Origin of the sequence: Pseudomonas lactis, from assembly GCF_001439845.1 — a bacterium.
GTDB classification, from domain to species: domain Bacteria; phylum Pseudomonadota; class Gammaproteobacteria; order Pseudomonadales; family Pseudomonadaceae; genus Aquipseudomonas; species Aquipseudomonas lactis.
The window spans coordinates 1-15,043 of the sequence record NZ_JYLO01000013.1; the positions used below are offsets into that span (position 1 = coordinate 1).

At 50.9% G+C, this 15,043-nt stretch carries 9 protein-coding genes; 7 read left to right on the forward strand and 2 right to left on the reverse strand.

Annotated elements, in window-relative coordinates; translation table 11 throughout:
- Together TX24_RS22345 and TX24_RS22350 are read left to right on the forward strand one after the other, a co-directional pair.
- A partial coding sequence (locus tag TX24_RS22345) for a DUF3987 domain-containing protein (RefSeq protein WP_169878808.1) occupies positions 1 to 872 on the forward strand: 872 nt, incomplete at its 5' end.
- 319 nt (positions 873 to 1,191) lie between these two features.
- Positions 1,192 to 2,292, forward strand: coding sequence for a YagK/YfjJ domain-containing protein (locus TX24_RS22350; protein WP_127882336.1), 1,101 nt, complete (start codon positions 1,192 to 1,194; stop codon positions 2,290 to 2,292).
- Between the two features lie 13 nt (positions 2,293 to 2,305).
- Here TX24_RS22350 and TX24_RS22355 read toward each other — a convergent pair whose 3' ends face one another.
- Together TX24_RS22355 and TX24_RS22360 are read right to left on the reverse strand one after the other, a co-directional pair.
- The gene (locus TX24_RS22355; protein WP_057711142.1) at positions 2,306 to 3,322 is read right to left on the reverse strand and encodes a hypothetical protein; all 1,017 of its coding nucleotides are present in this window, start codon (positions 3,320 to 3,322) and stop codon (positions 2,306 to 2,308) included.
- Positions 3,323 to 3,382: 60 nt separating this feature from the next.
- Positions 3,383 to 4,714, reverse strand: coding sequence for a site-specific integrase (locus tag TX24_RS22360; protein ID WP_057711143.1), 1,332 nt, complete (start codon positions 4,712 to 4,714; stop codon positions 3,383 to 3,385).
- Positions 4,715 to 5,267: 553 nt separating this feature from the next.
- On the opposite strand from TX24_RS22360, the gene TX24_RS22365 reads away from it, so the two are divergent.
- The 5 genes from TX24_RS22365 (at position 5,268) to TX24_RS22385 (ending at position 14,792) form a co-directional block, all read left to right on the forward strand.
- Entirely contained in the window at positions 5,268 to 11,897 is a 6,630-nt protein-coding gene (locus TX24_RS22365; RefSeq protein WP_057711144.1) for a DUF3320 domain-containing protein, read from the forward strand.
- A gap of 192 nt (positions 11,898 to 12,089) precedes the next feature.
- Positions 12,090 to 13,094: a hypothetical protein gene (locus tag TX24_RS22370; protein ID WP_057711145.1), complete on the forward strand. Its 1,005-nt coding sequence runs from the start codon at positions 12,090 to 12,092 to the stop codon at positions 13,092 to 13,094.
- An 85-nt stretch (positions 13,095 to 13,179) separates the two neighbouring features.
- Positions 13,180 to 13,458, forward strand: a complete 279-nt coding sequence (locus TX24_RS22375; protein WP_157255561.1) for a hypothetical protein — start codon at positions 13,180 to 13,182, stop codon at positions 13,456 to 13,458.
- Between the two features lie 5 nt (positions 13,459 to 13,463).
- Entirely contained in the window at positions 13,464 to 13,706 is a 243-nt protein-coding gene (locus TX24_RS32610; protein ID WP_240520813.1) for a phage antirepressor KilAC domain-containing protein, read from the forward strand.
- Positions 13,707 to 13,913: 207 nt separating this feature from the next.
- Complete coding sequence (locus TX24_RS22385) at positions 13,914 to 14,792, forward strand: zeta toxin family protein (protein WP_240520814.1); 879 nt, start codon at positions 13,914 to 13,916, stop codon at positions 14,790 to 14,792.
- Positions 14,793 to 15,043 lie beyond the last annotated feature (251 nt).

Genomic DNA, 15,043 nt, shown 5'->3' on the forward strand with positions numbered 1-15,043 from the left:
GTTGTAAGGCGGCAACAACTTGCTCAGCACGGCTTCTTTTCGCTCATGGGAATAACGGGCCACATCGGTGTCCTTTACCGCCTATCTGGGGAAAACTGGAGGGTGACAACTATCCTGCCAGAGGGGGGCTGACAGTCTCTCTTATGGTCCAGGAGAGCGTATTTTCGAAGTACATGGCTCATAAAGGCGGGGTGTCTAGGGGATCTGGTTTGTGGGCGCGCTTTCTAATCTGTCGCCCGGCTTCAACACAGGGGACTAGATATGTAAGCACTCACGTACCGTCCTGGTATCATCAAACACAATTTGCCTCGCGGTTGGAGCACTTTCTTGAGATGGATCTTATTTGTTTCAGAGGAAATAAAAAAGAAAAAGAAGTGATCGGATTCGACTCCGAAGCGGCTCGGCTTTGGGTAGAGATTGCGAATGATATTGAGTCAAGGATGTGTGCAGGTGGAATACTGTATGGGCTAGGTGATCATGGTTCAAAGTTAGTTGAGGTTATTTCTAGGTTGGCTGCATTGCTTCATTGTTTTGAAGGGTTTGAGGGTGATATTTCGATGTCAACCTTGCAGGCGGCAACGGATCTTGCTAAATGGTACTCCAATGATTTTATAAAGTTGTTTGGGGAGAACTCTAAAGAGAACGATGAAGAGCAGGAATTAAATTGCTGGCTTGATAGTTTTCGTAAGGTGGGTAAGCGTTTTGTTAAAAAAAATTATATTTTGCAATGCGGGCCTGGGAAGTTTAGAAAGAAAGCTGCTCTTGAGCATGTTCTTTTGCGACTGGTAAATAACAGTGCTATCCGGATTTTGAATTATCCTGGGGACAAAACTATTTATGTTGATCTCTGTCCTTGGCAGGGTGGTTTGTAGATGATGCTAGTCTCTTTTCGGGGTACTAACTCTTTGGGTTGTTTTTGATATTTGGCGTTAGTTGTTTACGAGTTGTGTTGGTTTGTTTGTCTAGGTTTTATAGGAAGCATGTTCAAGGTGGTTGTTGCTTGATTATGTATTACTATTTAATTAGATTGTTGGGTTTGTAGTTTGGTTTAATTAAATCAGTTGTTTGATGTCTAGCTAATTAGTTAGGTAAGTTGATGGTGCAATAGTTGACGGTTGTGATGTCAACTGATCATTTGTCAGCAGCATGGCCCCCCAAAGCCATGTTGCTGGCTTCTTGAGGAATCAGTGAGTGATAGATGAAGTTGATTGGATCGATAATGGAGGGTCGTTAGATCTAATGGTTGAGGAGGTCGGAGGGCTTCCTGTTTTAAGGGTAGAGGAAAGCTTGGTGTTGGAGTTGCGTTCTATTGAGAAATTAATGTGTGAGCTTGCTGATAGTAAGGGCTTTTTGTTCTCTTCTTATACTCATCAACTTTACGGGGTAAAGGTTAAGGCTGAGAGGCTTGGTCGCTATTTTGTTGACAAACTGAAGAGGGGAAAGGGAATGCTTGAACAGTACTTCCCCTGTCATGTAGTTAATCCTTATGTGGAGGTTTTTTTCAGATGTGTTGATCGAGTCGATGAGCTTCATTCGCTCAGAGTCTGGCGGGATTTACGCAATGGAGCCGCTGAGGCTTTTTTAGTTAGAATGAATGATCTCGTAGAGTTTGTGCGGCTGGAGCTGGCCAGTGATGCTTTTAAAGCCGTTTTGAAACGATTCCGTAAAGCGTCCGTTAAGCGAGTTAACAGCTTGGAAGGTTATATAGACGCTCTTTTCGCCAAGCACTCTAGGATGCTTGTTGTGCGTGTTGATTTGTCTTATCAGTCAGGCTTTGTAAGTGGTCGTGAGGATTTTTATGGCGATGTTATTAAGGTAAAGGTACATTGGGCAAAAATGCAGAAAGATCTACACAAGGGCATTCCAGTTGATGGGTTGTTAGGGTTTGCTTGTAAGCTGGAATATGGACAGCTAAAGGGGTTTCATTTTCATTTGTTGCTTTTTTATAATGGATCAAATCATCGCCAGGACGGGGTTTTGGCTAGAATGGTTGGTGAGTATTGGCGGGACTCAATTACGGCAGGATCAGGGCGCTATTTCAATTGTAATGCAGTAAAGGATAAATATAAATATCTTGGGATAGGTATGATTAGTTTTAATCAGCTGGACAGGGTAAGCGCTTTGAAGAATAGGGTGGCGTCATATCTTACGAAAGTGGACTATTGGGTACGGCTCTCTGCTGATAGTGGCAGGTCATTTTTCAGGGGAAATATGCCAAAGCTGAAAACTATGAAGAGAGGGCGCCCTAGACGTTCATGTCCTGCTCAGGCGGCGCCTAATGGTTCTGTGTAGAAAGCCTTTTTGATTACTTTCTAGGCTTTAAGCTGATAATACTGGCAGCTGCTACGGCAAGCTTTACTGTTAGCCCACACTCATCGCACAAATGGTTTTTAATTGTTTCCTTTTTGGGGTGATATTTTTTGGTGCTTTCTTGGCTTTGTTTCCAGAAAAGCTTTGCCGCCTCGTTTATCATAATCAACGAGATTGAGGCATGGGAAGGATAGTCTTTGATGGTTTCATTGCCTGGCTTTTCAATTGGTGTATACTCATAGAGCCTGTCTGGAAGTATTGCATAAGCCGCCTGATCTAGAAGATCACCGCCTCTGAGGCTGAATCTAGATTTTAGCCAGTCTTTTATTTTTTCGATAAGTTCTTTTTTTTGATCGATTGAGGTGATTTTTTCTTTTTTGATGAATCTATCTGATGCTTCGTTCAGGATTGCAAGATCCTCTGACATCCATTCCATTTTTTGACTGTAGCGGCTCTCCTCCATTCCTTCATTAAGGATTTTTTGAGTGTCTTCTTTTTTAATTAGTATTTCCGCGGCGGTAATTTTTTCTTCTTGTGGCTGGTTGCTTTTTCGGTTAGTCACAAAAAATCCTGCGTCAACCACAAGGGATGGATAGGGTTTTAATTGTGCTTTTAGTTGTTCAATCGCCGAAATTACTGAAAGTCCTTCTTTGATACTGCTGATAAAGGCACAGCTAAAATTATCCTTTAGGATTTCTCCGTAATCTATAATTTCAGCCCACTCAGAGGGGGGTATGGAGAAGAATTTAATGTTGGATTCTACAATTGCGTGGTAATCGTGCTCTTCGCTGAAAGGTGTGCCCCTATGCCGCTTAAATAGGCTTTGTGCTGTTTGTAGCTCATCTGAACCTGCGACGATAGCCGAGCCTGATACGTGAACTGCAACATTTCTAGGGCGGCGGCATAAAAGGGAAATCTGCAGCTTTTCGATTCTGTCTTTGAATTCACTTTCGGAGATGCTGTGCTCCTCAAGAAATTCAGTTACTGATATAACAAACTCTTTGTTTTTCATTTGTAATAGTGTCCTTGTGTAACTTTGCTAGTCTTTTCTCTGGGCGGTTGGAGTGGTTGTCTATATCAGGCCGGATAAATGTTTGCCGAGAACTTCCCAAGCCTCCGCCATTTCTTTAGCATAGCTATGACGCTGATAAATGCGTTTTACCTTATTTTCCTCAGTGTGGTTGAGGCAACGTTCAGCCACTTCAGGAAGCACGCCAATAGCAGTCATAATCGTCGCGCCTGTACGCCGCAGGTCGTGAGGCGTCCACTTTCCGCCTGGTAGCAACAGTGCTTGGGCTTTGGCGCTACGTCGGCTCATGGAGCCTTGTTCCGGAAGGCGCTGGCGATCTCCCAGCTGCTTGGTTACCGTTTTAGGGCATACATGGTCAGTTATGTAGGTGTTCGGGTAGCACCAAGGTGACAGGCTATTAATCTGCTTTACGCGCTTGAAGTGGCTAATGGCAAAGTCTGAAAGGATGATGCTGTGCGGTTTGCCGTTTTTACTATTCTCGGACGGAATCAGCCAAGTGCTTTGCTCTAGATCGATATGCTCCCATCGGGCGCTCAGGAGCTCACCAATTCGACAGCAGGTCGATAGGGCAATCCAGATTGCAGCTTCGGTGGTGACTAGCAGTCCTGCATCAGGGGCTTTCTTAGCAAGCAGCTTGATTTCGTCATCACTCAGTACTCGGTCGCGTTCAGTATCTTTGCCGCCTATCTTAGCTTTGCGGATACTGGCACTGGGATCGTGCTCAATAAGGTCGCGGTCTACGGCAAAGCGGAACATTTGACGCATAAGCGAAAAAACCATCTTGGCCATACGGTTTACACCGCGAGCGAGGAGGGCATCTGTCACCTCGGTGATATGACCCTTTTTCACATCAGCGACAGCCAAGTCGCCCAAGAAGGGCAGAACGTCCTTTTCAAACATCCGACGAGCCTCTGCACCCTTGTCCTTGCGGTTGATGAGATCAACCTTAGCCCAGTGCTCGAATAGGTCGGTAACAGTCTTGCGTGCCGCCTGGCGAGCTTGCTCGGCTTCGGCTTCTGCTTTCTCGGCGGTGAGTCGTGCCAATTCACCATCTCGGGCTGCGATACGGGCAGCTTCCTCGGCATCCAGATGTTCACGTAAGTTGCGAGTTCCACTTTGGTAGAGGCGTGACCACTCTCCAGCTTTAGTTCTTGCTTCCTTGAGGGTAAGTCCATCAGTGCCAGTGGCGTCATATGCACCTATGGGCAGAAACACTCTTCCACCGCTGGTGTCGGTATACCTGAAGTAAAACAGGCGTTCGCCATCTGGGCGAAGACGTGCCATGAATCGGCCGCAGCCGCGAGGAGCATCCTCGATCAGCCAGGTAGGTTTGGCTGGTTTTGCGTTCATCTGTTTGTCGGTGATCGTCGCCACTTTCGCTTCCCCAGAAAGGCCAGGCTCCAGATGGTCACCGTTGGGTCACCGTTTCTCGCTGGCTTTGGTAGAATACTATCGGAAGCGGTTGGACTGTGTAAACTGTATTAGCCTTGTAAATACAGTGCTTTAGGCCTTGTTCCTGGAATTGTTTAGACTGGATTGGATTGTGATTCACCTTTATGGGGTGCTAGGGGTAGAGTGTTCGAATCACTCCGTCCCGACCATATAATTCAAAGGGTTGCGAGATTTTATCTCGCGACCCTTTTTTATTTTCAGGTGTTTTTACCCCCACAAAACGCCCGGCTCTTGATGGACATTTCGATGTGATACCACTATCGGAGTTTGCCCAGTGGACTTCGATCCTTTTTCGATATTGAGCTGCGTCGGTCGTAATATGTGACGTTCGATGATGGGCAGAGAAACCAGTGACGACCAAAGGCACATTACGGCTGTCGCTATAAGAGATATCATCCCGCCATCAGCTCAATAGGGGCTCCCTGGCCGTTCAGTTTCGGCACTCCCTTGAGCATAACGACAAGGATTGTTGCGCATGGACGATATCGTTCAGCCCCTCACACCCCAAGAAGAAGCCCCGCCTAAGGAAGTAAAGGTCCTTGCCACCTTGGTAGCAAAGCTAAATCTTGCAGATTTCCAGAACGCTATCCCTGTGATTCGCGAGCTTCGTATCTCGAACGAAACGAGTAATCGTTTCGTCAATGCCACTCTTACGCTTAGCTCGGCCCCCGAGGTATTTAAGTCTAAGATCTGGCGGATCGACGAGATCGCTGCAGATAGCTTCCGGGTCATACCTGGGCTTGATCTTGTCTTGGACGGCCCGTTGTTGAGTCGCCTGACAGAGTCAGAAATGTCGACCTTTACGTTTGTCCTCGAAGCCGATGACAAGGAGTCGGAGAGCGGTCGCAAGGAAGTTGCTCGGCTTGAACAGGTCGTAGACCTTTTGCCCAGAAACCAGTGGGGCGGATTGCGGCATTTACCAGATATGACTGCGGCTTTTGTTCAGCCGAATGATGCAGCGGTTGAGCGGTTGCTCAAACAGGCAGCCGAGTTGCTTCGTCTTAGCGATAAGCCGTCCGCACTTGACGGATATGAGGGTGGCCCCAAAAGAGCTTGGCAGTTGGCGTCGGCAGTGTGGGGCGCGGTGGCGCGCATGAAGCTCGACTATGCGTTGCCGCCGGCCAGCTTTGAACAATCAGGACAGAAGATTCGTAGCCCCAGTCAGCTTGCTGACTCCGGGTTGGCTACTTGTCTCGACCTGACTCTGCTTTTCTGCGCAGCATTGGAGCAGATTGGTCTTAACCCAGTGATCGTATTCACCCATGGTCATGCTTTTGCTGGTTTGTGGCTTAAGCCAGAAGAGTTTACGACTGCCGTGGTGGATGATGTCACTGCAGTACGTAAGCGGGTGAAGCTTCAGGAGCTCGTGCTGTTTGAGACCACTCTTATTACCCACGCCTCGATACCGCCATTCTCTTATGCGGTAGAGATGGGCACGAAACAGGTAGCCGAAGACGCTGAAAGTGTTTTCGAGATGCTGCTAGATATCCGTCGCGCCCGTTTGCAACGTATAAAACCGCTCGCCAGCTCAGAGGCTCAGATTACACGCGTCGCCGTTGCTGAGTCTGATGAAGCCCCATCGATTCTTGTGGAGGACGGGATCGGCATCTCCGATGACAATATTAAGGCACAGGTTGAGGATCTGTCTAAGCTCGACCCAGCAGATCGCCTCGGCCGATGGCAGCGAAAGCTTCTGGATCTGTCGCTTCGAAATAACTTGCTCAATTTCAAAATGGGTAAGCGAGCGCTGAAGCTTGAATCTCCTGATCCTGGTGCTCTCGAGGACATACTTGCAAGTGGACAGTCTCTAAAGCTGCTTACCAGGCCTGACCTAATGGATGGCGCAGATCCGCGTGAGCGCGCACTCTATGAGCAGCGTGAGCGAGAAGATGTTCGCCGCCGTCATGCTGAAGATGCTCTCAAACGTAGGGACGTATTCGTTGCGCTGACGTCCGCCGAAATGGATGTCCGGTTAACCGAGTTATTTCGAAGCGCTCGTACTGCTTTGCAGGAAGGTGGCTCCAACACGCTTTTCCTGGCCATCGGTTTTCTAAGCTGGACGCGTGAGGATAGGGCCGGGCAGAAGTACAAAGCGCCACTGGTCTTGGTTCCTGTCACTTTGGAGCGTAAGAGTGCGCGTTCTGGATTCACCATGGTGCTGCACGATGATGAGCCTCGTTTTAACCCGACTCTGATCGAGATGCTGCGTCAAGACTTTGAACTGGGCTTGGGTTCACTGGAGCAGGAGCTGCCTCGGGACGACTCCGGTCTGGATATCGCGGCCATTTGGAACAAAGTTGGCCATGCTATCAAGGATATCCCTGGCTGGGAGCTGAACGAGGACGTTGTGCTCTCGATGTTCTCGTTTGCCAAGTATCTTATGTGGAAGGATCTTGCCGAGAATGCAGAGCACCTTAGACAGAGCCCTGTAGTCCAGCACCTTCTGGATACGCCACGTGATTCGTTCATCTCCGATACCCCGTTTCCGGAGGCGGAGTCACTGGACCGTGATTATGGTCCGACTGATGTGTTCTGCCCATTGCCATCTGATTCATCTCAGCTTGCTGCTGTGATGGCAGCAGCAAAGGGAAAAGATTTCGTTCTCATAGGTCCACCGGGTACGGGTAAAAGCCAAACGATTTCCAACATGATCGCCCAGTCCATCGCTCAAGGGCGCCGGGTACTGTTCGTATCTGAGAAAATTGCTGCCCTGGATGTCGTGTACCGCCGCTTGCGTGAAATCGGTCTGGGTGAGTTTTGCCTTGAACTTCACTCCAGTAAGGCTCGAAAAACGGATGTCCTTGCTCAGTTGCAGTCGGCTTGGGAAGCGAAAGGGGAGGTAGATGCTTCCGCTTGGGAGGTGGAAGCGCAGCGGCTGGCTTCCCTGCGTGACAGCCTTAATATTTATGTCGAGCGTCTGCATCGTCGGCACCGAAATGGCTATACGATTTACGATGCTATCGGGGCTGTGACATCGGGTGTTGATGAGGCAGTTGCTGCGCTTTCTTGGTCATCCCCGGACACTCATGATCAGAAGGCCATGCTTGCGCTTCGAGAGCTGGGCGACCGCCTTGAAGTGAACGCCCAGGCTGTGGGTTACAGTCAGCTGGCAGGCAACGCTTTGTCCGGGGTCGGCCAAGCAGAGTGGTCGCCTCATTGGCAGCAACAATTCGTGCAGGCGGCTCGTGACGTGCTTCCTGCTGTGCTTGAAGTCCAGCGAGCTGCCGATCGCTTCGTTGAGCTGTCAGGTCTTCCTGTTACGGAGTACACCCCAACAGCGCTTGAGGGGTTGTCGATTCTTTCTCGAGTACTTCCCGCTGCCGCTGGGCATGATTGGCGGTTCGCACTGCGCCCCGATGCTCGCTCGGTTTCTAAACGCCTGAGTGACGGCTGCACTTGGGTCGACGAACACCGGAACATTAACTCCAGACTCTCATCCTTCTGGTCCTCTCGTATTACTGCTGAAGCTAAACAAGGCATTGATCTGCTGCAGCAACGCCGCGCTACATTCGTTGATCTAGGCTCGGCCTGGCCAGTAAATGTCACTGACGTTCTCGGGCAAGCTGTCACATTGCTGCGTCAGATAGACGACCTCAAGCACCAGCTAACGGCGTCCTACGGGGATGCGATTGAAGTACTTGATACCGAACTCCTACTGCGCGAATGGAAAGAAGCGGAGGAGTCTTTCTGGCCTAAGTCTTGGTTCGGAAAACGCCGCATCGCTGGGCTATTGGCGCCGACGCAGACATCAACAGGTGAAATCGACAATGGCAAGGATCTCGCTACTTGGGAAGAGATTCGGTCGGTGCGTCGAGCAATCGATGAGCTGGAGCCAGGTCATGAGTGTGTTGCTGTTTGGCAAGGTGCCAAATCCGAAGCAACGCATCTCGCGACAGCGATCAAGCTGCAGGAGGCTATGCGGCTTCAGAAAAGTAATTCTGCTTGGATCGATGACGGCTTGCAGTTGGTTGAGCAGGGCCAGCTAGGTGATGAGCTGAAGGAGGAACTCCGCCGGCTGCGTACGCTGACTCGTCTCGATGCTGGGTTAGATGAGCTGGTTGATCTCAGCTTGGCAACTAGCTTTCTCTGGAGCGGTTTAACCACTGATATTGACGTGCTGACTGCAGCGCTACGTTTCCAGGCTGAACGACGTGACATTGAAGAGCGTGGTCGGCTTGTCGACGATCATCCTCATGTAGAGGAAGGGCGTTGTGGCTCGTCGTTTAAAGCTGATTTTGAGCTGCTCAAGAAAAGAGCAGCAATTGAACGAGAGTTGGTGGATCTGGCTGATCTTCGAGAAATCGTTCCTGTCTGGAATGACTTAAAAACGAAGGTTGACGTCGCACTTACGGCGGTAGCCTTCCAAGAGGAGATGGCTACCGCGGTAGCGAAGCTAGCACTCAATCCTGAGCAGGTCGCGGCCTACAAAGCACCGCTTCAAACTTTGCTGGGTGATGGTAACGCATTACTTGAGCCGGAGGCTGCTATAGCCTTTGCCGGCGCTACCCTTCGTGAAAAGCTCGAGCTGCTCCAGGAGCGAGCAACGCACCTGACTGCCGTCGGTCATTTCACCGAAATGGGCGTCATCGAAACTGCCAACCTGGCACTAAGTGATATCAAGAAAAACTGCGAAACTGTCGTTTCGTCTGAATCGCGCCTGAAGGCATGGTGCGCTTGGCGGAAGGTTCGCGATGAGGCCTACGCTGTCGGCCTGGCTCCGATTGTTCAATCTATGGAAACAGGAGCCATCAGCTCTGGAAAAGTCCGTCGTGTATTGGAAGTAAATTATGCCCGCTGGTGGCTGAACACGACGGTCGACAACGAAGAGGTGATCCGGACTTTCGTCAGCGCGGAGCATGAACAGCGCATTCGTGATTTCCGGGCTTTGGATGACAAGTTCACCGAGTTGACCAAGGACTGGCTCCGGGCTCGGCTATGTTCCGACCTACCAAGCCAAGACAGTGTGAGTCGCTCTTCAGAGTGGGGAGTCCTGCGACATGAGATGGGCAAGAAGACCAAGCATATTCCATTGCGGGAGCTGATGAGTCGTGCGCCAGAAGCGCTAACCAAGCTGACTCCATGTTTGCTCATGAGCCCTCTATCCATTGCTCAGTATCTGCCTCCTGCCTCGACGCCATTCGATCTCGTTATCTTCGATGAGGCATCTCAAATACCTGTCTGGGATGCCATCGGCGCAATGGCCCGAGGGAAGCAAGTGGTGATGGTGGGCGACCCCAAACAACTCCCTCCGACTTCGTTCTTTAACCGAGCTGAGTCGACCGCTGAAGACGAGGATGTAGAGGCTGATCTCGAGAGTATTCTGGACGAGTGCATCAGTGCCAATCTGCCAATGCGTAATCTGAACTGGCACTACCGTAGCCGCCACGAAAGTCTGATCGCTTTCTCGAACCAGCGATACTACCAGTCGAAGCTGGTGACTTTCCCATCACCGTTTACGGCCGACAAAGCAGTACGGTTATGCCCAGTCCCGGGTGTATATGACAAGGGGGGGGCGCGAACAAACTTAATTGAAGCCAGATATTTAGTTGCTGATTTGGTTGCCCGCCTACAGTCTCCGGCCTTCCGCGAAAGCGGGCGGACCGTGGGGGTCGTAACCTTTAACGGCGAGCAACAGAAGCTCATCATGGACATGCTGGATGAGGCTTGCCGGAAAGACCCATCACTCGATTCGTATTTCGCTGAGTCCGAGCTGGAGCCTGTGTTCGTCAAGAACCTTGAGAGCGTTCAAGGCGATGAGCGAGACATCATCTATTTCTCGACCACCTACGGAAAAGACGCCGCCGGTGTGCTGTCCATGAACTTCGGTCCGATGAACCGCCCTGGCGGTGAGCGTCGACTGAACGTGGCAATAACCCGTGCTCGCCAGGAGCTTGTGGTGTTTTCGACCTTGCGCCCAGAGCATATTGATCTAGCTCGTACGCAAGCGATCGGGGTTCGAGATCTTAAGCACTTCTTGGAGTTTGCAGAGCGTGGCCCACGGGCTCTCGCAGAGGCTGACTTTGGTAGTGTGGGTAGTTTTGACAGCCCATTCGAAGAGGCAGTTGCAGCGGCCTTGGCTAAAAAGGGATGGCAGATATTTACCCAGATTGGCGTTTCCTCTTTTCGAATAGACCTTGGGGTTGTTCACCCTGACACACCTGGACGGTACCTTGCCGGGATTGAATGCGACGGTGCTACCTATCACCGCAGTGCGACAGCTCGTGATCGTGACAAGCTCCGTGAGTTTGTACTGCGTGGACTTGGCTGGGAGATCGTTAGGATATGGTCGACGGACTGGTGGGTTGATGCAATTGGAACTGCCGAAAAGGTACATCTACGTCTGAACGAACTCCTTGCTGAGTCCCGAGCCAAGCAGGCTGTCATCGATGCCGCTCAAGAGGCAGAGCGGCTGAAAATCGACGCAGCTATGGCGGAGGTCATTGAGGTAGTAAGTCAGGTTGCTGTGGTCGCCACACTGGATAGTGCGGGCGAATCCGATGATCCCTCAGGTGCATTCCCTGATTTCAAGTACGCCAAGGCTGCATCTATCAAGCCAGATGAGGATGTCCTGGCTTTTGCTCGTCCCCTTGAATATTTGATTTATAAAGAATCCGACCCTCGTCAGGCGGTAGGGTTGGTCGATCCAGATCAGTTCTTTGAGGCGAGTTACACGGAAACGTTGGAGCAGATGATTGCTCATGTCGTGGCGAAAGAGGGGCCGGTTCTGGACACGGCGCTTGCAAAGCGCATTGCCCGTGCTCATGGCTGGGTACGAACCGGCTCACGGATACGTGATCGGGTTGACCAAATTGCCCGGGCGCGATTCCGCTCACATGAAGAGGAGCAGACAGGAGTCTTTTTCTGGCCGACTCATATCGAGTCGGATGCCAGTGTAGTCTTTCGTAAGCCCGGCGATGAAGACACCACGAGAGGGCTATCTGAAATCTGCCTGCCAGAACTATGTGCTTTGGTTGACGAGATGGTGCAGCGGGGGCACGAAGGGGAGGCCCTAATATATGCGGTCGCGAAGGAAGCTGGTGTAAGCAAGCTTGCTCATGCGGGACGCCAGCGGATTGAGAGGGCCGTACGTCAAATGGTGGAGTAAACAAGAAACAAGGGGGCCGTGAAGGTCCTCTTACTTCTGGGAAACTGAACGTGCCCTTGCTCTGAGAAGCGTGGAGTACAAATGCATTCTTTATGGGCTAACTGATGTTTCGGTTACGAAATGCGCAGGTGATTCAGGCAACGCCAAGAGTTATGTTAATGTGCCATCATATGGGCGTTATGGAGAGTCGTGATGGGTTGGAAAGGGACTGTACGTTCGCTGCAGGCGTCTGCGCGGCGATCAGAGCGTAACGCTCATCGCCGTCAGCGTGAACTTGAAAAGCGACAGAAAGAGTATGCAAAGATGGAAGCGCTGGAACAAGCAGCGTATGAAGTTGAGGTGTACGAAAATCACGTAGATATCATCCTTTCGATGCACAAGGAGTGTGCCGAGGCTGTGAAATGGAAGCGACTTCTCTCCAATCCTGAACCTAGACAGCCACTCAAGAGCGGTACTCTTGAACAAGAAGCTACGCACGCGGCCGCTACATATCACCCCAATTTCTGGGCTCGGCTCTTCAAGCTAGAGGCTCGTCAGCGTGCAGCCCTGAAAAGCAAGATTGGCGCCGCGCAGGCGGAAGACGAAAGGCGATATCAGGCTCAGCTTGATGAATGGAAAACTGCCCATACCGAGTGGGCAGAGGAGAGGGACATTGCGATCCGTATCCTTGATGGTGACCGTCAGGCCAAGCTAGATGCCATCGAAGCTTTCGAGTCGTTTGCAGAAATATCACACCTCGGCTCAGCTATTCAGATGATTGTTCATGAAGGTGGTGTCCTAGAAGCCAAAGTCGCTATCCATGGCTCCGACGTGATTCCTACCGAAATCAAATCTCTACTCAAAAGCGGCAAGTTGTCGACCAAAGCTATGCCAATTGGTCGGTTCAACGAACTCCATCAGGACTACGTGTGCAGCTGCGCGCTGCGAGTAGGTCGAGAGTTGTTGGCAATCCTGCCGGATGACCTAGTCATCGTCACCGCTCTTGACAATGTGCTCAACAGCTCAACAGGTCATATGGAGGAACAGCCAATTCTGAGTGTTGCATTCTCTAGGCTAACTGTTGACGGACTTAACCTCGAAACCATCGACCCGTCTGATGCGATGAAGAATTTTGTCCATAACATGAGCTTCAAGAAGGGCGCTGGATTCTCGGCTGTTGCCGCCCTTGACGCTCGGCGCTTCGCCGTGACCGTATAACTGAATCATCTGAGAACCCAGAGAATGGCATGGCAAACATGAAACAAATTGGCTTGTACGCTGGCATATGGGAGCGTTGGCATCAGTGGCGGCGCTCGTCCTACCGACCCCGGCGGTTTCGCACAGCTCCAGCGGTAACAACGGTCCGGTCATTTCTGGCAATGGCAATAACGTCAGCTACCAATCCGGTTTTCCCGATCTTGAAACGATAAGGGCCCAGCGTCCCAATATTAGTGATCAACAATACGCTGCAATTAAGCCCGGCATGACATATGAGCAGGTGCTGGATATCGTCAAGATTCCTGGTAAGGAGGCTGCCAGTGGCGGCAACGTGCAGATCTATACGTGGGGGACGGAGGTGTAGAAGCGTTGCGCCTAGCTGCCGATTTGGAAGAGCAGAATGCTGCCCTCTCTATCGAAAACCACAAGCTGGAAGTGAAGGTAGAGCAGGACGCGCCCAAGGTAGTCTTTCACGACATATTTGTGGTGTCGCATAAGAAGTACAACGCCGCCCAGGCTGCGAAGATCATCGGCACTGGCCGTACCAGTCTGTTGCAGTTCACGAGGCTGAAAGGCTGGGTAACCCGTTCGAACGAGCCGTATCAGGAGTAGATCGAGGCCGGCCTGTTGGATGTGAAGCTGGGCATCTTCGAGCATCCAATCGAAGGCACGATATCAACGTGCTCCACGTGATCACTGGGAAGAGACTGACGAAGCTGGAAGCTCTATGGCGGGAGCGAGCCCTGCTGGCTGGTAGCCCGGCCCCGCGCCGTAATGCCGTTCAGTTAAGCGTATAGCCCTCTGTAGGAGCGAGCTTGCTTGCTCCTACAAAAAGCCTTAACTGACCGGCATCACGGCCCAGCTCCGGGCTATTTGTTTTGTCTCAAGGTGGCGTGGTTTAAGGCCGAGCAAAGTGTTAGTTTTTGGAAAACGAGTTTCGAGCCACCAATGACCCCTGAAGAAATAGAGCTGGAAGAGGCTGCTTTTCAGTTTGCCATCGCGCACCGCCGGTCTCTGGCAAAGCAGATTGTCGACACCAAGATTTTTATTCCAGAGCGCGCTCCGCTTACCGTCTTTATGGCGGGCTCCCCTGGTGCTGGAAAAACAGAGATTTCCAAAGCAATGGTGGAGGCTTTGGAGAAAGGGCATCCGGAAGGCGAGGGGCGTCGAGTTCTCCGAATTGATCCGGATGAGTTTCGAGAGCTTATCCCTGGTTATTCTGGTGGGAACTCTTACCTTTTCCAGCGGGCTGTGACCAAGATCCTCGAAAAGGTCTTGGATCGAGCCTTTGAGATGCGCGTTTCGTTCATCCTTGACGGAACGATGTCGAATCTCGATGTCGCAAAGCGTAATATCGATAGGGTTCTGAAAGGTAGTAGGGCTGCCCAGATAATGTACGTCTATCAGCGGGCAGAGCTCGCCTGGGAATTCGTGAAAGCACGGGAAATAACTGAGGGAAGAAATATTCCCATGGAGAAATTTGCTCAGCAATACTTGGCAGTGCGTCGGAATATTGTTGAGTTAAGGAAGTCCTATGGGCGGGGTCTGCACATAGATTTGCTCGTAAAGAACACAGATTGCTCCGAAGAGTTCTATGAGGATGGGGTAACGGTGGAGCAGATTGACGCCCTAATTCCAGAGACCTATGATTACCAGCAGCTCATCGAGCTACTGACTGAGGCAGATCGTCATGCGTAAAACTAACACCGAAGACTCCAGCCTATTGGCCGATTTCTTCAGTAAGGCCTCCTACGAGACCAAACGTGAGGTTTTCCGGGAGGTACTTCACAAGGCAAGTGCTTCCCAGCGTGAGGTGGTTGCGCATGCGGCAAAAATCAAATGCTCACTCTCCGCTGGTGATTCTGTCAGAAATAAAACGTCTGACGCCTAGTATTGAGTAACCAGTAAAAGCCCGGCTTGTCTGCTGGGCTTTTTCGTTTTGCGCATCC